Source organism: Streptomyces sp. NPDC085596, assembly GCF_044541565.1.
Taxonomy (GTDB): domain Bacteria; phylum Actinomycetota; class Actinomycetes; order Streptomycetales; family Streptomycetaceae; genus Streptomyces.
Genome location: NZ_JBITTC010000002.1, coordinates 777,925 through 797,234, shown reverse-complemented (window position 1 = coordinate 797,234; position 19,310 = coordinate 777,925). Strand labels below are relative to the sequence as shown.

Here is a 19,310-nt window from a genome sequence, read left to right as displayed (position 1 = left end):
GAAACTCTGGCCGGCTCCAGCCATACATCAATCTGGTACATACGCTACTCTAAGTACATGTCCATGAAGCGAACCAACGTGTACGCCGACCCGGAAGACCTCGCGATCATCAAAGAGGCCGCGAAGCGGCGCGGTATCAGCGAGGCAGAGATCATCCGCCAGGGCATCCACCTCGCGGCCATGGCCAACCGGGTCTGGGACGAGCCCCTCTTCTCGCGCACCTTCGAGGGGCGCGGTCGCACCCCGGGCAAGCGCGACGTGCGTGACACCGTTGCCGACGCGGTACGCCGCGAGAGCGGGAGTGGAACCGCCGCGTGATCATCGTCATCGCGGATACCTCCGGGCTCCTCGCGGCGCTCGACTCCGCCCATCCAGAACACCGGGCGTCGAACGAAGCGATCATGACTGCGGGGCTCCTGGTGATGTCCCCGCTGCTGCTTGCTGAGATCGACCACGTCGCCACGCGTGAACTCGGTCGTGATGCGGCGCTCAGCGCGGTCGATGACATTCGGCACTGGATGCGTCGAGGCCGTATCGCCGTGCCCGAGATCACGGAAGATCACCTCGGGGCCGCCCAGTTCGTGCGCGCCCGCTACCGCGATCTCGACTTGGATCTGGCGGACGCGGTGAATGTGGCCCTCGCCGCCGACTACGACACTGACGCCGTCCTCACCCTCGATCGTCGCGACTTCCGCGCAGTGTGTCCGCTCGGTCGGCACAAGGCGTTCCGGGTGCTGCCCGACGATCTTCCGCTCTGATGTCGCGGGGTCCGGTCGTGTCGTGGTTTCTGTCGGTCGTGACGCTCGTCTGACGCTCAAGGGTCCCGCGGGGCGCCAGCTGGCCAAGGAAAACCTCGTTGACCTGCGGTTTCCTGGATGCGACTCCGGCTGACGTGTTCTCGATGACGCATCATGTGGAGTGCGTCGCGATCCTTGAGCCCAACGGAAAGGGACTCTGACCTGCCCATTCCTCCACTCCGAACACGGAGTGCAGTTCGGGTCCTGGGCGTTCACCCAGCGCGCGAGGGCCTCCGGCGTGCTGCCCTCGATGGGCTCCATCGGGGACTGTGTGGACAACGCGATGATGGAGTCATTCTGGGCCCCGGTCCAGGTCGAACTGCTCAACCGCAGACGGTGGCGGACCCGGCTGGAGCTGTCCACAGCACTCTTCGAGTACCCAGATACGTTCCGTGACTGATCGGTCGGCCAGTTGGGTGGGTGTCTCGCTCAGTCGTCCTTCCCCTCGGTGGGTGGTCTGGGGCAGATCACCGAGTGCCACGCCGTGAGGAGGCGGCCGGAGCGGTGGAGTGATGGAGCAGTGGGTGCGCGGCCGTGACGCTCATTTGCCGCTCGTGTCGCGTCCCGTATCGGCTAGCGGGGTCGGCGCTTTGGGGGTGCGGGGCCCCGGGATTACGTCGAGTCCCGTGTGTTCCTTGAGCAGGTGCACCGGATTGGCGCCGTGCAGTAGCCGACCTTCCTCATAGACCCTGGAGCGGGAGAGAGAGCTCTTCTTGGAGCTGCCGCTCTCGAGGGGCTTCGGGGGCGGAGCGCGTGTTCAAGTCGGGGTCGAGGGGGGACCGGCAAGCTGGGTGTCCACACGCACGGCGGACGCACCATGGGGGATGAACAAGTGAACACCGTACGCACCCTGCCCGACCTCATGATCCAGCGGGCCGAGCGGGAGCCGGACGGGGTGGCGTACTCCCTGCTCGGCTGGGTGCCCGGGGAGGACGGCGGGGAGCGGACGCGGGTCCGGCGGATCACGTACGGGGAGCTGGACCGGGCCGCCCGGCGGCTGGCCGGCTGGCTGCTCGACCGCCGGCTCGGCGGCGAGCGGGTGCTCGTCCTCCAGCAGCGGCCCGAACTCTTCATCGTCTCGCTCTTCGGCTGCCTCTACGCCGGTGCCATCCCCACCCCCTGCCCCGTCCCGGAAGGCCGGCGCAGCGCCGACGAGCGGGTCCTCAGCATCGTGCAGGACGCGCAGGTCTCCCTGCTCCTCACCGACCGGAAGCGAGTCGTCGACGTTTCCCGCCTGGTCTCGGCGGTAGGCCGCGCCGACCTCCCCTGCCTGGCGCTCGACGACACTGCGGCGCTGCCCTCCGCGACGGACTGGCGGCCGCCCGCGGCGGACCCGGACGCGGTCGCCGTGCTCCAGTACACCTCGGGCTCGACGCGGGAACCGCGCGGCGCCCGCCTCACCCACCGCAACCTCCTCGCCAACCAGGAGGAACTTCAGGCGCTGCTCGGCACCGGACCCCACGCGCGCGTCGGCGGCTGGCTGCCCTTCCACCACGACATGGGGCTGTCCGGGCAGCTGCTCCACCCGCTGTGGCTCGGCACCACCGGCGTGCTCATGTCCGCCAGCGACTTCGCTCACAGCCCTGGCCGGTGGCTCCGGGCGGTCAGCGAGTGCGGGGTGACCGTCAGCGGCGGCCCCGACATCGCGTACGAGCTGTGCACCCGCAAGGTCACCGAGGAGGAGCTCGCCCGGCTCGACCTCTCGGGCTGGCAGGTCGCCGTCAACGGCTCGGAGCCGGTCCGGGCCGAGACCATGGAAGCCTTCGCCGAGCGGTTCGGGCCCGCCGGCTTCCGGCCGAGCGCCTTCGTCCCCGCGTACGGCCTGGCCGAGAGCACCCTGCTTACGGCCGGGCGCCGGGCCGGTTCCGACGGGCCGCCCCGGCCCTTCCCCGTGGACATCGGCCGGCTGGAACTCGGACGGCTGGTCCCGGCCGCCCCCGGCCGGCCCGCCCGAGCCCTGATCGGCAGCGGCACCCCCGTGGTGCCCCACAACGATCTGCGGATCGTGGACCCCGGCACCCTGCGGATGCTGCCCGAGGATGAGATCGGGGAGATCTGGATCCGCGGCCGGAGCGTCGCCGACGGCTACTGGAAGCGGCCGCTGGAGACCCGAGAGACCTTCGGCGTGACCACCGCCGACGGCGAGACCGGCTTCCTGCGCACCGGCGACCTCGGCGCGCTGCACGACGGGCAGCTGTACGTCACCGGCCGGATCAAGGACATGATGGTGCTGGCCGGGCGGAACGTGTATCCCCAGGACATCGAGCACCGCGTGCAGCAGCTCGGGGAGGTGTACGGCGCCTCCGCGGTGTTCACCGCTGAACCGGACGGGGACGAGCTGGTCGTGGTGCAGGAGGTGCGGATCGGGCGCCGCTACGAGCTGGACCCGGCCGAGCTGGAGCGGGAGGTGCGCGCCTGCGTGGCACGGGAGTTCGACGTGGCCGCCGTGCGCGTGGTGCTGGTCAGACCGGGCACGGTGCGCCGGACCTCCAGCGGCAAACTCCAACGGCACACCATGCGCCGGCTGTTCCGGTGCGGGCGGCTGCTGCCGCTCAACGTGCCCGGCTGACTCTCCGGGGCCGCTCAACCGGCCCAAAGAACCTGTTCAACAAGAATATGAGCTTTTAAGATTGTTGGCCGAGAAGATATGATTGCGAATCGCCGGGGGGTAACGGGGGCTCGGCATCTGGCCGAAGGGGACGCATGATCCGCGTGCTGCTCGCCGAGGACATGCACATGGTGCGCGGCGCACTGGTCGCCCTGCTGCAGCTGGAGCCGGACATCACGGTGGTGGCCGAGGTCGACGACGGTGACCAGGTGGTTCCGGCGGCGCTGGAGCACCGGCCCAACATCGCCGTCCTCGACGTCAACCTGCCCGGTACGGACGGTCTGACCGCCGCTGGCGTGCTCCATGAACTCCTGCCGTCGTGCGGCACGCTCATGCTCACCAGTCTCGGCAAGCCCGGCATGCTCAAGCGGGCCCTCCTCATGAGAGTGTCCGGATTCCTGCTGAAGGACGCTCCGCCGGACCAACTCGCGGGTGCCATCCGGAAGGTGGCAGCGGGGGAGCGGGTCGTCGACCCCGAACTGGTGCTCTCGGCCTGGGACCACACGCAGAGCCCGCTGACGGCCCGCGAGATGGAAGTGCTGCAACTCGCCGCGCAGGGCGCGCAGGTGAGCGAGGTCGCCCGGGCCCTGTCCCTCTCCGGCGGGACCGTCCGCAACTACCTGACGGCGATCGTCAGCAAACTCAACGCGCGTAACCGCGTCGACGCCATCCGCATCGCGCAGGAGGCGGGCTGGCTCCTCTGAGCCGTCCGCGCGACGGTCCCCGCCGTAGCGTCTGTCACTGCTCGGCCGGCGAGGTCCGGGATGCCGGGACCCAGCCCGGGTTCTCCCGACCGCAGGGCCGGTCGCACGGCGCCGCAGCACTGGCCGGCGCTCGCCCGGGCTCGCCCCGCTGCACCTCCTGCTCCGGCCGCCGCCACCGTCCGTCGTCCCCCCCGGCCCGCCGCGCTCCCCGCCGCCCGTCCCCGGCACGGAGTTCACCGGCCCGCCCGTCCGGCGCGGGCTCCCCTCCGCCCCGCCCGCCCAGGGCATGACCGTTCCGGGTGATCCGGTCGTTCCCCGGCAGGCTGTCCGGGGTCCGGCCGCGCCCCGTCCAGCCCTCGCCGCCGTCGGCGTGGGCCGGGCGGTCGTCGGGGGCGTCCGGGATCTCGGCCGTCACCTCGAAGCGGCCGCCGGCACCGCGGACGGCGGTGAGGACGCCGCCGACGGCGGACAGCCGGGCCTCCAGATTCGCCAGGCCGCAGCCGCCCGGGGCGTCCGCCGCCGGGAGGGCGGAGTCGTCCGGGTCCACGCCGTCGTTGACGATCCGCAGCCGTACGCGGCGGTCCGCACGCTCCAGGTCGATCGCGCAGTGCCGCACCTTGCTGTGCTGGAGCATGTTGGTCACCGCCTCACGCAGCACGATGGAGAGGACGGTGCCGGCCCGGCCCTCCGGTGGCGCCGTTGAGGCGCGCAGGTCCACCTTGAGCGAGGCGGACCGGAGCGTGTCCACGCATAACTCCAGTTCGACGGCGAGCGACAGCGACTGGTAGCCGTACGCCGTGCGCCGCACGTCGGCGAGGGCGCTGCGGGAGGTCGCGAGGATCGACGTCAGCTCCTCGTGGATCCTCTCGTGCCGGAGCGGGGCGTGCCGCAGCGCCACCTCGGTCTTGAGGGTGATCGCCGAGAGGCTGTGACCGAGCAGGTCGTGCAGGTCCCGGGCGAACCGCCGGCGCTCTTGGAAGACCGCGCTGTCCAGCCGCGCCCGCGCCCGGCGGAGTTCGGACGTCAGCCAGGTCATCCGGCTGACGGCGTAGAGCGCGAGGCTGGTGACGAGCGCCGTCGAGGCGGTGGAGGCCACGAGCAGGGGACCGCCGTGCCGGGCGCCCACGATCAGCAGGTTGCCCGTCAGTACCGCCGAGAAGGCGTGCCATTTCAGCCGCGAGGGCAGCAGGAGGAGGACCGAGACGCCGAGGAAGTCGCCGGCCGTCTCCCAGGGGTTTCCCAGCCAGGGCAGCGGCACGTAGGTGAGCAGGACCTGCGCGGACAGCGTGACGGTCCGGGACCGCCATCTGCCGTCGCTCGGTCGCGGCCGCGCGTGCAGGACCTGCAGCGCACAGAGCAGGGTGAAACACAGGACGCACAGCGCCAGTTGGACCGGGCGGGCCCCGGATTTCCAGGCTCCGAGCGCCACTTGGGCGAGGGATCCGGCCAGTACCGCGTACAGGAGGTAGGTGGCCAGGCGGGGTGACGGCACTCTCTCGCCGGGTTCGGAACCGGCCGTCCCCGTGTGCAGGTCATCGCTCGTGGACTTTCCCGTACCGCCCATCGTAACCCCCGTCACAATGCGAACAGATGATCGCGGACAGCATACGTACGCCTCCGCACACCAGAGAGAGGCTTCTTTTCGACAGGGCATTTTTCGGCCTGCCCCGGGGGCGGGCCGGGAAGGGAATCCGTCACGGGCCGGACGTGTGTTCCTCACGTTTTCCGGAGGTGATTCTCCCGCCCGAGTGAAGACGCCCTCACTGGTGTGAAACGGCGGCGCCTTCCAGGCTGGACGTGCTGTGTCCGGTGCCGCGATCTCCCTGAGCCGCGGTCCACCACGGCCCGGGTAACCCGCCAGGCGTGACCAGTCAACGGAGGGAGGCGGATCAGCGGTGCAGGTCAAGCTCCTCGGTCCGTTCGTCGCACAGGAACACCACGGGTCCATAGTCCCCAGCGCTGCCAAGCCGCGGCAGATCCTCGCCCTGCTCGCGCTGCGCGCGGGCGGCATCGTCACCACGGCGACGCTGATGGAGGAGGTCTGGGGGGACCGGCCGCCGCGCAGCGCGCCGACCACGCTCCAGACGTACATCCTGAAATTGCGGCGACTGCTGGAGCAGGCGCTGACCGCGCCGGACGACCCCCTGCTCATCGGCGCGGCCGCCCGGCCCGTCGCGGCCGACCAGCTGCACGCGAAGGAGGTGCTCGTCACCCGCCACGGCGGATACCAGCTGGACATCGAGCCCGGCACGGTCGACACCCAGGAGTTCGAACGGCTTCAGGAAATCGGCCAGGCGGCCTTCACCGCCGGGGACTTCGCCGCAGCCTCCACCCTTCTGGGGCAGGCGCTCGCCCTGTGGCGGGGCCCGGCCCTGGTCGACGTCCGGACCGGTCTGGAACTGGAGATCGAGGTGTTGCGGCTGGAGGAGGCGCGGATGACCGCGCTGGAGAGCCGCATCGCCGCCGACCTGCGGCTGGGGCGGCACGGCAGGGTGCTCAGCGAGCTGGCCGCGCTCTCGGCGCAGCACCCCCTGCACGAGGGGCTGCACGCGCAGTACATGGCGGCGCAGTACGCCTCGGGCCGGGTCTGGCAGGCCCTCCAGACCTACCAGCGGCTGCGGCACACGCTGGACGTGGAACTCGGCATCGAGCCGAGCGCCCCCGTCCGGCGGCTGTACGAGTCGATGGTCGCGGCCGACGTGCTCCTGGACGCGCCGTCCGGCCTCCTTCCCAGCGTGCCGCTGCGGGCCGGGCGGGCCCTGCCCTCGGCGGTCTGAGCCGGCCGCCGGTACGCACGACGGGGCCGCGGCCCCGTCGTGCGTACCGGCCGCGACCACCCGCGGTCAGCGGGGACCTGCCTCGTCGGCCAGCCGCCCGTCGAGGGTGCGCAGGGTGGCGGCGGCCGTCTCGGCCGTGGGCACGTCGTCGGGGGCACCGATCATCGCCATCAGCGACTCCACCAGCGCCTTCCTGAGTTCGTCGGTGGAACGGGGGTCACGGGCGGCGATCGTCATGTGGTCCTCCTCGGTCGTCGTTTTCGGCGGGTTTGCCGATGGAGCGTCAGAACGCGTTGCAGGCACGGAAGATGTGGGCGAAGCCGGCGAGGGACGCGGGTCCGTCGAAGGCCACGTACTCGGGCAGCGTCGCGTGCGGGGCCCACTTCTCCTTGTAGTCCAGCTGGGTCTGGGCCGGGTACAGCGCGGCGCCCTCGGCCCACAGGAAGTGCATGAGCCACTGGAACGACGGACTGTGACCGGGGAGCTCGTTCTCCTCGGCGAGGCCGGTGAACGGGGTGAAGCCGAAGTGCAGCCACTCCACGCCCTCGCCGACGAAGGTCTCGATGGCCGCGGCGTTGATGGCCTCCATCAGCCCGGGCGAGCCGCCCGGCACCCGGCGGCTGAGATCGTGCATCCAGCCGCTCCGGCCGCCGTAGACGGGCGAGTACGAGATGTAGCTCACCGGCTCGCCGTCGATGCTGCCGACGAAGAGCCGGCGCAGCTCCTGCGCGGGGCCGCCCACCTGGCCCACCAGGAACTCCAGAGGCCGTGCGTGCTCGCCTTTCGACCCCAGCCAGGCCCGGTCGATCGTGCTCAGTGCCTCCTCGCACTCGGACGCGGGCACCTCCTTGACGACCAGGCCGCTGCGCAGCGCGCGCGAGATCTTGTTGCGCAGCTGCATGAAGCGGGTGCCCCGCAGGGTGAACTCGGGCAGGTGTACCGCCCAGGAGGCGCCGATCTGGTTGACCGTGAAGCCGGCCTCCCGGTACAGCTCGGCGTCGGCCCGCTGGAGCTGCACGGCCACCAGCTCCAGCTTCTCCTCGCGGGCGTGCGCCCGGAGGCCGGCGAGCAGCTCGCCGTAGGCGTCGGGGGCGGCGAACGGGCCGCCGAACTGCACCAGGTGCCGCCCGGTCCGGCGGTGGACGGCCACACCGTCGACGCCGGGGAGCGTGAAGACGTCGTTCCCGGTGTTGAGCGCCAGGAACGAGCTTGGATTGTCGGCCTGAGCGTGTGTCTTGATGGCCCGCAGGACGGGATTGTCCAGACTCGATGCGCTTGTCGTCGACACAGTGGTCCTTCCTAGGTGACGCGGCTTGTCCCGGGGAAGTAGAGCACCGCCGAATAGAGCGCCGGTAGAGCGGAATGAAATCCGGAGAACGGTGTCAGGGAAGCGTCAGTGTGATGTCAGCGGGGCCTGGCACAGTTATTCCTGTGAGCGGGACGGGGAACCGGAACGAACACAGGGAGAGGTGCCCGGAGTGGTTTATCGGGGGCCGTCTGACGGTCGGGTCTTCGGGCCCGCGCAGGTTCGAATCCTGCCCTCTCCGCGTAGTTCTTGGAGAGGTGCCCGGAGTGGTTTATCGGGGGCCGTCTGACGGTCGGGTCTTCGGGCCCGCGCAGGTTCGAATCCTGCCCTCTCCGCGCAGTGGCATGCCCCCCGACCGGGCCGGGCGGGCCGGCACCCCGGGCGGATCGGGGAGAGGCCGGCCCGCCCGGCCCGGTCGTGTGCGCGGATCCGGCCGGTATCAGCCACCGGTCAGGAAGGCGTCAGGGCGGGCTGATTCGATCGTCCCGTCCAGCCTCCCAACTGCCCTTTCCTGCCCGCCTTTCCGTACTACGGAGCATGCGATGAGCGAACAGGCCCCGGCGGTGGAGCAACTCTCCTCGCTTCCCCGGTCCGAGCGGTCAGAATTCCTCGAGAACATTGTCGTCGCGGAGTTCAGGGACGTCCTTCTCATGGGCGGCGACGAAATGTTCCCCACCGATCAGAGCTACTTCTCCCTGGGCTTCACCTCCCTGCGGCTCATGGAGGTGAAGGCCCGGCTGGAGAAGGTGCTCGGATGCACCTTGAATACGAACGTCCTGTTCAACAGGCCGACCATCGAAGACCTCATCGAGTACCTGACGGACGAGGTGCTCGACGACCTCATGCCGTGACCGCTGTGGGCCACCGAGAAGAGGGAAGACCGTCATGTCGAAAACGTCGAGCACTGCGGCGTCCGAGAACAGTGGGCCCGGCGCGGTGGCGACCGCCGGCCCGCAGCACGAACCGATCGCGCTCGTCGGCATGGGTTTCCGCCTGCCGGGCGGCAACGAGTCGCCCGAGGACTTCACCGAGTTCCTGCGGGCGGGGGGCAACGGCATCCGCCCCGTGCCCGAGGACCGCTGGAACGTGTCCGCGCTCACCCCGCGCCCGGACGAGGCCGACACCGGCCCGGACGGCGAGCGGGAACGGGGCAAGGTCAGGACGACCGGCGCCGGATTCCTCGACCGGATAGACCAGTTCGACGCTCAGTTCTTCAACATCTCGCCCAAGGAGGCCGCCTTCGTCGACCCCCAGCAGCGGCTGCTGCTGGAGACGGCCTGGCAGGCCCTGGAACAGGCCAACATCAACCCGGCCACCCTGCGGCACGGCAACGGCGGCGTCTACATCGGCGCCAGCTCCATCGACTACGCCCTGGAGATGGAGGGCCTGCCCTACGAGGAGCTGGACGGCCACCTCGCAGCCGGCATCACGCTCTTCCCGCTCTCCGGGCGGCTCTCGTACTTCTTCGGGCTGCGCGGCCCGAGCCTCACCGTGGACACCGCGTGCGCCTCCTCGCTCACCGCGACCCACCTGGCCGTGGAGGGGCTGCGCAGCGGCGCCTGCGACATCGCGCTGGCCGGTGCGGTGAACTGCCTCCACCACCCGCGCATCTTCGTGATGTTCTCGCACGCCAACATGCTGGCGCCGGACGGGCGCTGCAAGACCTTCGACGAGGACGCCGACGGTTACGTGCGCGCCGAGGGCTGCGCCGTCCTGGTGCTCAAGCGGCTGTCGGACGCCCAGCGCGACGGCGACCGGATCCTCGCCCTCATCCGCGGCACTGCCATCGGCGAGGACGGCGAGAGCGCCGGCCTGACTGTGCCCAACGGCACCGCCCAGGAGACCGTGATCCGTGCCGCGCTCCGCAACGGCAGCCTCACCCCCTCCGACATCCAGTACGTCGAGGCGCACGGCACCGGCACCCCGCTCGGCGACCCGATCGAGATGGGCGCCATCAGCGACGTCTTCGCCGACTCGCACACCGGGGAGCGGCCGGTCACGGTCGCCTCGGTGAAGACCAACATCGGCCACACGGAGCCGGTCGCCGGCATCGCGGGCGTGATCAAGACAGTCCTCCAGCTCCAGGACGGCACGATCTTCCCCCACGTCAACTTCAGCACCCCCTCCGGGCGCATCCCGTGGGACAACATCCCGGTCACGGTGCCGACCGAGCCCCGCCCCTGGAAGGCCGACGGCACCCGGCGGGCCGTCGTCAACAGCTTCGGCTTCGCCGGCAGCATCGCCGCTGCCGTCATCGAGGAACCGCCCGCCGCCCCCGGCGCCGAGCCGCGGGACGGCTCCGGCGCGGACACCGCCGACGAGGGCGGGCACGTCTTCACCCTGTCCGCCAAGTCGCGCCGCTCGCTCGCCCTCCAGATCGAGCGCTACCAGCAGCACCTGGCGAACGACCCGGAGCTCGACCTCGGCGACCTCTGCTACACCGCCAACGTCGGCCGCAGCCACTTCCCCCACCGGATCGGCGGCGTCGTCACCGACCACGCCTCGCTGACCGCCCTGCTGGCCCGGCACGCCGAGACCGCCGAAGCGGCCGGCCGCCGCGACGCCGTGCGCAAGACCGCGTTCCTCTTCGCCGGCCAGGGCTCGCAGTACACCGGCATGGGCGCCGCGTTCTACCGCCAGTTCCCGGTCTTCGCCGCCCACGTCGACGCCTGCGACGAGCTGTTCACGGCCAAGCTGGGCCGCTCGGTGCGCGAGCTGGTGTTCGCCACCGGGGAGCGGGCCGCCGAGGAGCTGAACCGGACCCTCTACGCGCAGCCCGCCCTCTTCACCCTCGAATACGCCCTGGCCAAACTGTGGATGTCCTGGGGGCTGCGGCCCAACGTCCTGATCGGCCACAGCATCGGCGAGGTCACCGCCGCCGCCGTCGCCGGCCTCTTCGACCTGGAGGACGCGACCACCCTGGTGGCCGCCCGCGCCCGGCTGATGCAGTCCGTCACCGCACCGGGCGGCATGGCCGCCGTCGGCGCGCCCGTGGACGAGGTCGCCCCGCTCCTGGAGAAGTACCCGGATCTGGCCGTCGCGGGCGTCAACTCGCCCGAGCAGACGGTGATATCCGGCGGCGAGGAGTCGCTGCGCGAGGCCGTCGACGCCTTCGCCGGCCGCGGCCTGCGCGTCAAGCGGCTGACCGTGTCGCATGCCTTCCACTCCCCGCTGATGGAGGAGGTGTACGAGGCATTCCGCGCCGAGATCGCGGACATCACCTTCCGCGACCCCGAGCTCACCCTGATCTCCAACGTCACCGGCGAGATCGCCCGCTTCCGCGACATCGGCACCCCCGACTACTGGGTGCGGCACATCGGCGCCCCCGTCGAGTTCGCCAAGGGCATGCGCACGGTGGAGCGCCGCGGCCGGCACGTCATGGTCGAGATCGGCCCCTCGCTGGGCCTGAGCGCCCCCGCCAAGCAGTGCGTCACGGCCCAGGACCACCTGTGGGTGGCCAGCCTGCACCCGCAGGACACCGACGGCCGGACCGTCCGCAACGCCGTGGCCCAGCTCTACACGGCCAACTTCTCCCTCTCCTGGACCGGCTTCCACTCCGGCCGTGAGCGCCGCACTGTCTCCCTGCCCGGCTACGCCTTCGACCGCAAGCGGTACTGGCTGCCGACCGGCCCCAACCGGCACGGCCTGGGCGCCCGTGTCGCCGACACCAGCGGCGTCCACCACCCGCTGCTCGGCGCTGAGACGAGCACCGACGAACAGCGCGCCGCCGGCGTGCGCGAGTTCTCCACCGCGATCGCCGCCGACCGGCCGGGCTACCTCGCCGACCACGTGGCGATGGGCAAGGTCGTCTTCCCCGGCACCGGCTACCTCGAGATCGTCCTCGCCCTCCAGGACGCCGTGCTCGGCCACACCCGCCGGGCCGTCCGGGACGTCGCCCTCCGCGAGGCGCTGCTGCTCGACGAGGGCGCCCCGACCCGGCTGCGCACCCGGCTGCTCCCCGCCGGGGACGGCACCTCGGTCGTCGAGGTGGTCAGCGTCACCGGCAGCGGCGCCGACGAGGTCGAGCGGCTCCACGCCACGGCCGTCCTCCCGGCCGCCGACGAGGCGCAGGACGGCCCCAGCGAGGCCGCCCGCGACCTGGTCGGCCTCGCCGGCCGGGACGAGCGGCCCGAGGACCACCTGCGCGCCGACGACGTGTACGCCGCCTACGCCGGCGCCGGTCTCGACTACGGCCCCGCGTTCCGGCTGATGCGTTCCGTCACCCGCTTCCCGAGCGGGCTGACCGTCGGCGACCTGGGCGGCGTGACCGCCGGACCGCTGGAGCACGTCCCGCCGGCCCTCCTCGACGCGGCCATGCACAACATGGGCGCCCTCGCCGACGATGGCAACTCCTACCTGCCGGTCCGCTTCGGCCGCTTCACCCTCTTCCGGAAGCCGCGCGCCGCCTCGCTGCGCACCCTGCTGCGGCTCGTCCCGGCCGACTCACCGGACGTCGACGTCTGCGCCGACGTCCTGGTGCTGGAGGGGGACGAGCCGGTCATGGAGCTGCGCGGCCTCGGCCTCAAGCAGCTCGCCGAGACGCCGGGCGCGTCCCGGCGGAGCTTCTTCCATCAGCTGCGCTGGACCAAGCGCTCGGCGGCCGGCCCCGACGGCACCACCGACCGCCGCGTCCTGCTGGTGGGACGGACCGCCGAGGGCTTCCAGCAGGCCGCGGCCCGGATCGCCGCGGACGGCGGCCGGCTGCTCTTCGCCGACGACGCCGCCGAGGCCGGCGCCGTGCTCGCCCAGGAGCGGATCACCGATGTCTGCTGGTTCTGGCATTCAGGCCCGGACACCGGCGGCGCCGACGCCCTGCGGGCGGAGGCGGAGCGGAACTACGGCCGCCTGCTGGCCCTGCTCGCCGTGCTCGACCGGCAGGGCTTCGGCCGCGACCAGCGGCTGTGGCTGGTCACCGAGGAGTCCCAGGTGCTGCGCGGGGACGACCCGGTCCGGGTCCGGCTCGGCGGCAGCTCGCTGTGGGGCTTCGGAGCGGTGATGCTCAACGAGTACCCCTCCTACCGGACCACCCTCGTCGACCTGCCCGCCGACGGCACCGGTCCGGACGCGCTCGTCACGGAGCTGACCTCGCGCGAGACCGGCGACTTCCAGGTGGCGTACCGGGGCGGACACCGCCACGTGCGGCGGCTGGTCGCCGACGACGCCCGGGCCCGCCGGGACAACGCGTTCGGGCTCGCCGTCAAGGAGTACGGCACCTTCTCCGGCATCCGGCCCGAGCGGGTCGAGGAGACCGCGCCCACCGGCGACGAGATCCAGGTCCAGGTGGCGGCCGTCGGCCTCAACTTCAAGGACGTACTCAACGCCCTCGGCATGATGAAGGAGTTCGGCGAGCAGCCGCTCGGCTTCGAGTGCTCCGGCACGGTCGTCGCGGCCGGCCCGGACGCCGCCTTCGCCCCCGGTGACGAGGTGATCGTCAACTACCTCGGCCTGATGCGCCGACGGGTCACCGTGCCCTCGGCGGTCGCCGTGCGCAAGCCCGCCGGGCTGGACGCCGCCCAGGCCGCCGGCCTCGTCTCGGTGTACGTCACCGCCTACTACGCCCTGCACCGGCTGGCCGGCATGAAGGCCGGCGACCGCGTCCTCGTGCATGCGGCGGCCGGCGGCGTCGGCCAGGCGGCCACCCACCTCGCCCGGCTCGCCGGGGCGGAGGTCTTCGCCACCGCCAGCCCCCACAAGTGGCCGCTCCTGCGCGAGCAGGGCGTCGAGCACGTGATGAACTCCCGCACGCTGGACTTCGCCGACGAGATCGCGCGGATCACCGGCGGGCAGGGCGTCGACATCGTCCTCAACAGCCTCAACAAGGACTTCATCCCCGCCGGGATGAAGTCCCTCGGCCGGGACGGCCGGTTCGTCGAGCTGGGCAAGGTCGGCGCCTGGACCCCGGAGCAGGTCGCCGCCGAGCGGCCCGACGTGTCGTACTTCAACTTCGACCTCAGCGAACTCCCGCAGGACCGCCTGATCCCGCTCAACCAGGAGATCATGCGGGTGATCGTGGAGCTGGTGGAGAAGGGCGACCTGCCGCCGCTGCCCGTCACCGCCTACACCCTCGACGAGGTCGAGGAGGCGTTCGGCGTCCTCAGCCGCGGCGCCAACATCGGCAAGCTGGTCATCGAGTTCGACGACCCGTCGGCCGCCGAGCCGCGCACCATCGACATCCGGTCCGACCACGTCTACCTGATCACCGGCGGCCTCGGCGGCCTCGGACTGATCGCGGGGGAGAAGCTGGTCGACCTCGGCGCCCGCAAGCTGGCCCTGGTCGGGCGGCACGCCGAACCTGCTCCCGACGTCGCCCACCTGCTGGAACGGCTGCGGGAACGGGCCGAGGTCACCGTCATGACCGGCGACGTCTCCGACCCGGCGGACGTCGGCCGCATCACCGCCGAACTGCTCCGCTCCGACACCCCGGTCGGCGGCATCGTCCACGCGGCGGGCACCACCGCCGACCAGCCCGTCGCAGACCAGACCTGGCAGACCCTGGACACCGTCTTCCGGGCGAAGGTCTACGGCTCCTGGCTGCTGCACGAGGCGGCCGTGGCCTTCCCGGAGCTGGAGTTCTTCGTCGGCTTCTCGTCGGCTGCCCCGGTGGTCGGCGCCCCCGGCCAGTCCAACTACGCCGCCGCCAACTCCTTCCTGGACACGCTGATGGCCTGGCGGTCGGCCCAGGGCCTGCCCGCCCTGTCGGTCAACTGGGGCCCGTGGGCCGAGGTCGGCATGTCGGCCCGGCTGGGCGAGGCGCTGATCCGCCGCTGGGAGGACGAAGGCATCAAGCTCTTCTCGCCCGGCCGCGGCGCCCGCGCCCTCGCTTCGGTGCTCGGTCGCCCGCTGAGCCAGATCGTGGTCGGCGAGGCGGACTGGGACCGGTTCACCGCCGCCAAGCCGGTGCGCAACGCGCTCTACGAGCGGCTCGTCCAGCCCGGCGGCGGGGCGTCGCTCACCCTCGACCTGGACGTCCTGCGCCGGCAGCCCCAGGCCGAACGGCTCGCCGCGCTCGACGAGTTCGTCCGGGTGAAGACGGCCGACGTGCTCCACCTGGACGACCCCGACTCCATCGACTCCTATGCCGAGTTCGTCAATCTGGGGCTGGACTCCCTGGTGGCGGTGGAGCTGAAGAACACGCTGGAGGCGGCGCTGCGGCTGCCGCTCCCGCCCCAGCTGGCCTTCGAGCACCCGTCGCCGGCCCAGCTCGCGGCCTTCCTGGAGCAGCAGCTCACGGGAACCGCCGAGGCCGCGACCTGACCAGCGGCGTGCCCGGGCCCGTCGCGGCCCGGGCGTGCCGCTCGTCCCGTACCCCCCTGACCCCGGCACACCGAAAAGGAGACCTCCGTGGCCGGACCGAGCACGGACACCATCGGCGCCCGCTCCTCGCTGCACGCGGCCCGCCGGCCGGACCATCCGGCGATCATCTGCAACGGCCGGCACGTCACGTACGCCGCACTGCACCGGGCGAGCAACCGCACCGCCCACGCCCTCATCGCCGCCGGCCTCACCCGCGGCGACCGCGTCGCCTACCTGGGCCGGGAGGACGAGCACTACTACGACCTCGTCCTGGGCTGCGCCAAGACCGGCGTGGTGCTGGTCCCCATCAACTGGCGGCTGACCGCCGACGAGGTGGACCACATCCTGCGCGACTCCGGCGCCCGCGCGGTCTTCGCCCAGGGCGAGTTCCTGCCCGCCGTCGAGCGGGTCCGCGACGGGCTGCCGCAGCTGCGCGACGTCCTCCGCTTCGACGGCGACAACCACCCCGCCGAGGGCTTCCTCGCCTGGAAGGGCGAGGCCCCGGAGACCGACGTCACCGCGGCGACCGCCCCCGACGACCCGATGGTGCAGATGTACACCAGCGGCACCAGCGGCCTGCCCAAGGGCGTGGTTCTCGCCCACCGCACCTTCTTCACCTTCATCGAGAACATGCGGCAGGCCGACTGCGACTGGATCGACTGGCGGCCCGAGGACCGGACGCTGATCTGCTTCCCCGGCCTGCACTCGGCCGGCATGGCCTGGTTCATGCACGCCTTCAACGTCGGCGCCACCTCGGTGATCATGAGCGTGTTCATGGCCGACGACGCCGTCCGGCTCGTCCCCGAGCACCGCGTCACCACCGTCTGGGCCGCTCCCGCCATGCTCGACATGATGATGGCAGAGCCCGGGGCCGGCCCCGGGACGTTCGCCTCGCTCCGCAAGGTCGTCTACGGCGGCGCGCCCATCTCGCCCTCCCAGCTGGAGCGCTGCCTCACCGTGTTCGGCTGCGAGCTGGCCCAGATGTACGCCGCCGCCGAGACCGGCAGCGTCGTCACCTGCCTCACTCCGGCCGACCACGCGCGAGACAACGCGCGGCTGACCTCCGCCGGCCGGGTCTGCCCCGGCAACGAGGTCCGGATCCTCGACGAAGACGGCAAGGAACTGCCCGCCGGGAGCATCGGCCAGGTCACCGTCCGGACGCCGGCCCACTTCGTCGAGTACTTCCGCCAGCCGGAGGCCACCGCCCGCACCCTGGAGGACGGCTGGCTCAGGCTCGGCGACGCCGGCTACCTCGACGAGGACGGCTACCTCTTCCTCTGCGACCGGATCAACGACACGATCATCGTCGCCGGCCAGAACATCTACCCGGTCGAGGTGGAGAACGCCCTGCGCGCCCACCCCGCCGTCGCCGACGTGGCCGTGGTGGGGGTCCCCGACGCCCGCTGGGGCGAGACCGTGCGGGCCTGCGTGGTCCTCGCGCCCGGCACCGAGACGAGCGGCCGCCTTCTGATGCTCTTCCTGCGCGGCCGGCTCGCCGACTTCAAGATCCCCACCAGCTACGAGTTCCTGGACGTCCTGCCCCGCAACCCCACCGGCAAGGTGCTGCGCCGCGAGCTGCGCCAGCGGTACGCCGCCGCGGGCTGACCGGGCCGTCCCGCCCCGCCCCGCACGCCGGCCGCCGCCGGGCGGCCCCTCCCGGGGGTCCCGCCGACGGCGGCCGGACCCCCGGTTCCCACCACCTGAAGGAGCACGATGACCGAGCCGGTCGCCGCCCTCGCGGACCGCTGGTTCCTGCCGGAGAGCGCACCCGACGCCGGAACCCGGATCTTTCTGCTGCACTACGCGGGCAGCGGCGCGTCCATCTACCACGACTGGCCGGTGCAGATCCCCGCCGACGTCTCCGTCCAGTGCGTCCAGCTGCCGGGTCGTCAGGAACGTTACGGCGAGCAGATGTTCACCGACATCGAACCGCTGGTGCAGACCCTCGCCGACGCCTTCGCCGCCGAACTCGACGACCGCCCGTACGCGGTCTTCGGCCACTGCATGGGCGCCCTCGTCGGCTACCGCGTGACCGTCGAGCTGCACGAGCGCGGGGAGCGGCCGCCGGTGCTGCTGGGAGCCTCCGCGTGGGCCCCGAAGGGCTTCCGCACCCCGCCCCCCGAACAGCTCCGGGTGCCGCAGAGCGAGCTCGTCGACTGGGCCCGCGGCTTGGGCTCGCTGCCCGAGGCCGTCCTCAACGACTCCGAGGCCCTCGGCATGATGATGCCCGCCATGCGCGCCGACCTGGAGGTCTGCGCCAGCTACCGGGACGACGACGCGGAGGTGCCCTGTCCCATCGTCACCTACAGCGCCGACAAGGACCCGCTGGTCGACCCCGAGTCCATGGCCTCCTGGGTGCCGCGGACCCGGTCGTACCTCGGCAACCGCCTATTCCGGGGCGGCCACTTCTTCGTCCACGAGCAGACCACTTCGATCACCGCCGACTTCGTCCGCCTGCTGCTCGGCCGGGCCGCCGCGACCCGGCCGGCCCACTGACCCCGCCCGAACGCCCGTACTACCGGCCCACTGACCCCGCCCGAACGCCCGTACTGAAGGAGCCTCGCGTGTCCAGGACCGAACCCAACGCCTTCGCCGACCGCTACGTCGCGGTCTGGACCGAGACCGACCCGGCCGCCCGGCGCAAGGCCGTCGAGGAGCTGTGGGCGCCCGACGGCGTCTACGCCAACGCCGTCGCCGTCGTCACCGGCCACGAGGCCATCGCCACCCAGGTGGGGTACGCGCACGACGCCTACGCCACCGGCGGCTTCACCTTCCGCTCCTGCGGGAACGCCCGCGGGCAGCACGACACCCTGCGGTTCAACTGGGTGATGGTCTCCGGGGCCACCGGCGCCCTGGAGGCCGTCGGCTTCGACTTCGTCACGCTCGACGAGCAGGGCCGGATCCTCTCCGACCACCAGTACTTCGACACCCCGCCGACCTACGTCGTGCCGGCCCCCGGCGGGACGGACTGACCGTCCCGCCCGCGTCCTACGCCGCTCCCGCCGGGTCCTGCCCGGCGGGAGCGGCGGCGTGCAGGCCCTTGAGCAGCTCGCCGGTGACCCCGTCCGCCGGCAGGAACGCCTCCACGGCCAACTCCGCGACGGTCACGTCCAGCGGCATGCCGAAGGTGGCGATGGTGCAGATCAGCGAGAGCTCCGCGTCCCGGTACCGCAGTCGCAGCGGCAATGTGAGGTCGGTGTGGTCGGTGCGGGGCCGGGGGGCCGGCTCGCTGCCGCCCGAATAGCCGAGCAGCTCCCGGTACAGCTCGGTCAGCCCCGGCTCGGCGGTCAGTTCGACGCGCCGCTGGAGCCGCTGGAGCAACTGGTCACGCCACTCGGGGAAGTTGATGATCCTCGGCTGCATGCCCTTGGGGTGCAGGGCCAGCCGGAGCGCGTTGACCGGGGGGTGCAGCAGCTCGGGCGCGGCACCTTCGGCGAAGAGCCGGAAGCCGCTGTTGCTGAGCACGACGTTCCAGTTGCGGTCCACCACGAGCGCGGGGAAGGGCTCGTGGCCCGTCAGGATCTGGCGGAGCGCCTCACGCACAGGAAGCATATCGGCAATGTCCAGAGGGGAGTCCGTGTAGGCGGGCGCGTAGCCGGCCGCCAGCAGTAGCTGGTTCTGCTCGCGCAACGCCAGGTCGAGGTGGCGGCCCAGCCGCAGCACCATGTCCCGGCTGGGCCTGGACCGCCCGGTCTCCAGGAAGCTGAGATGACGGGCGGAGATCTCGGCCCGGCTCGCCAGGGCGAGCTGGCTGTAGCCCCGCTGTTCCCGCCACCGGCGCACCAGTTCGCCCACCGGACGGGACACTTGCAGACTTTCCTGCAC

The 19,310-nt window shown here is 71.8% G+C and carries 14 protein-coding genes, 2 tRNA genes and 1 pseudogene; 13 read left to right on the top strand and 4 right to left on the bottom strand.

The window, feature by feature from the left end; all coding sequences use genetic code 11:
* Positions 1–57 precede the first annotated feature (57 nt).
* The 5 genes and pseudogenes from ACIGA3_RS09160 to ACIGA3_RS09140 all read left to right on the top strand — a co-directional run bounded on the left by ACIGA3_RS09160 (position 58) and on the right by ACIGA3_RS09140 (position 4,109).
* Entirely contained in the window at positions 58–318 is a 261-nt protein-coding gene (locus ACIGA3_RS09160) for a CopG family transcriptional regulator (RefSeq protein WP_244336619.1), read from the top strand.
* Positions 315–758: a PIN domain-containing protein gene (locus ACIGA3_RS09155; protein ID WP_399712033.1), complete on the top strand. Its 444-nt coding sequence runs from the start codon at positions 315–317 to the stop codon at positions 756–758. Before ACIGA3_RS09160 ends, ACIGA3_RS09155 begins: the two co-directional genes overlap by 4 nt.
* 211 nt (positions 759–969) lie before the next feature.
* Positions 970–1,188, top strand: a pseudogene (locus ACIGA3_RS09150) (IS3 family transposase); the annotation flags it as partial.
* A gap of 441 nt (positions 1,189–1,629) precedes the next feature.
* The gene (locus ACIGA3_RS09145; protein WP_399712031.1) at positions 1,630–3,366 is read left to right on the top strand and encodes a fatty acyl-AMP ligase; all 1,737 of its coding nucleotides are present in this window, start codon (positions 1,630–1,632) and stop codon (positions 3,364–3,366) included.
* 134 nt (positions 3,367–3,500) lie between these two features.
* A complete protein-coding gene (locus ACIGA3_RS09140) occupies positions 3,501–4,109 on the top strand; it encodes a DNA-binding response regulator (protein WP_399712030.1) in 609 nt (202 codons plus the stop codon).
* A 34-nt stretch (positions 4,110–4,143) separates the two neighbouring features.
* On the opposite strand, the gene ACIGA3_RS09135 is transcribed toward ACIGA3_RS09140, so the two are convergent.
* On the bottom strand, positions 4,144–5,601 hold the full coding sequence (locus tag ACIGA3_RS09135; protein WP_399712028.1) for a sensor histidine kinase: 1,458 nt from the start codon (positions 5,599–5,601) through the stop codon (positions 4,144–4,146).
* Positions 5,602–6,004: 403 nt separating this feature from the next.
* Here ACIGA3_RS09135 and ACIGA3_RS09130 point away from each other — a divergent pair, with 403 nt between their 5' ends.
* Positions 6,005–6,886 (top strand): BTAD domain-containing putative transcriptional regulator, encoded by an 882-nt coding sequence (locus tag ACIGA3_RS09130; protein ID WP_399712026.1) that lies wholly within the window; start codon positions 6,005–6,007, stop codon positions 6,884–6,886.
* 66 nt (positions 6,887–6,952) lie between these two features.
* On the opposite strand, the gene ACIGA3_RS09125 is transcribed toward ACIGA3_RS09130, so the two are convergent.
* A complete protein-coding gene (locus ACIGA3_RS09125; RefSeq protein ID WP_381273594.1) occupies positions 6,953–7,123 on the bottom strand; it encodes a hypothetical protein in 171 nt (56 codons plus the stop codon).
* Between the two features lie 46 nt (positions 7,124–7,169).
* The gene (locus ACIGA3_RS09120) at positions 7,170–8,174 is read right to left on the bottom strand and encodes a bifunctional lysylphosphatidylglycerol flippase/synthetase MprF (RefSeq protein ID WP_399712024.1); all 1,005 of its coding nucleotides are present in this window, start codon (positions 8,172–8,174) and stop codon (positions 7,170–7,172) included.
* A gap of 175 nt (positions 8,175–8,349) precedes the next feature.
* Here ACIGA3_RS09120 and ACIGA3_RS09115 point away from each other — a divergent pair.
* The 7 genes from ACIGA3_RS09115 to ACIGA3_RS09085 all read left to right on the top strand — a co-directional run bounded on the left by ACIGA3_RS09115 (position 8,350) and on the right by ACIGA3_RS09085 (position 18,457).
* Positions 8,350–8,433 (top strand) — tRNA-Gln (locus ACIGA3_RS09115).
* Between the two features lie 10 nt (positions 8,434–8,443).
* Positions 8,444–8,527: transfer RNA gene (locus ACIGA3_RS09110), tRNA-Gln, on the top strand.
* Positions 8,528–8,734: 207 nt separating this feature from the next.
* Positions 8,735–9,043: an acyl carrier protein gene (locus ACIGA3_RS09105; protein ID WP_381273597.1), complete on the top strand. Its 309-nt coding sequence runs from the start codon at positions 8,735–8,737 to the stop codon at positions 9,041–9,043.
* A gap of 34 nt (positions 9,044–9,077) precedes the next feature.
* Positions 9,078–15,446, top strand: a complete 6,369-nt coding sequence (locus tag ACIGA3_RS09100) for an SDR family NAD(P)-dependent oxidoreductase (RefSeq protein WP_399712021.1) — start codon at positions 9,078–9,080, stop codon at positions 15,444–15,446.
* Between the two features lie 87 nt (positions 15,447–15,533).
* Positions 15,534–17,090, top strand: coding sequence for a long-chain-fatty-acid--CoA ligase (locus tag ACIGA3_RS09095; protein ID WP_399712019.1), 1,557 nt, complete (start codon positions 15,534–15,536; stop codon positions 17,088–17,090).
* A gap of 108 nt (positions 17,091–17,198) precedes the next feature.
* Positions 17,199–17,981 carry a thioesterase II family protein gene (locus tag ACIGA3_RS09090; RefSeq protein ID WP_399712018.1) on the top strand — a complete coding sequence of 261 codons (783 nt, stop codon included), beginning with the start codon at positions 17,199–17,201 and terminating at the stop codon, positions 17,979–17,981.
* Between the two features lie 68 nt (positions 17,982–18,049).
* Positions 18,050–18,457: a nuclear transport factor 2 family protein gene (locus ACIGA3_RS09085; RefSeq protein WP_399712016.1), complete on the top strand. Its 408-nt coding sequence runs from the start codon at positions 18,050–18,052 to the stop codon at positions 18,455–18,457.
* A gap of 16 nt (positions 18,458–18,473) precedes the next feature.
* On the opposite strand, the gene ACIGA3_RS09080 is transcribed toward ACIGA3_RS09085, so the two are convergent.
* Positions 18,474–19,292 carry a helix-turn-helix domain-containing protein gene (locus ACIGA3_RS09080; protein ID WP_399712014.1) on the bottom strand — a complete coding sequence of 273 codons (819 nt, stop codon included), beginning with the start codon at positions 19,290–19,292 and terminating at the stop codon, positions 18,474–18,476.
* Between the last annotated feature and the right edge of the window lie 18 nt (positions 19,293–19,310).

What these genes read in the sequence shown, in the direction of transcription:
- ACIGA3_RS09160 (WP_244336619.1), top strand. Translation starts at nt 58, where the DNA reads ATGTCCATGAAGCGAACCAACGTGTACGCCGACCCGGAAGACCTCGCG.
- ACIGA3_RS09140 (WP_399712030.1), top strand. Translation starts at nt 3,501, where the DNA reads ATGATCCGCGTGCTGCTCGCCGAGGACATGCACATGGTGCGCGGCGCA.
- ACIGA3_RS09125 (WP_381273594.1), bottom strand. Translation starts at nt 7,123, where the DNA reads ATGACGATCGCCGCCCGTGACCCCCGTTCCACCGACGAACTCAGGAAG.
- ACIGA3_RS09105 (WP_381273597.1), top strand. Translation starts at nt 8,735, where the DNA reads ATGAGCGAACAGGCCCCGGCGGTGGAGCAACTCTCCTCGCTTCCCCGG.
- ACIGA3_RS09100 (WP_399712021.1), top strand. Translation starts at nt 9,078, where the DNA reads ATGTCGAAAACGTCGAGCACTGCGGCGTCCGAGAACAGTGGGCCCGGC.
- ACIGA3_RS09090 (WP_399712018.1), top strand. Translation starts at nt 17,199, where the DNA reads ATGACCGAGCCGGTCGCCGCCCTCGCGGACCGCTGGTTCCTGCCGGAG.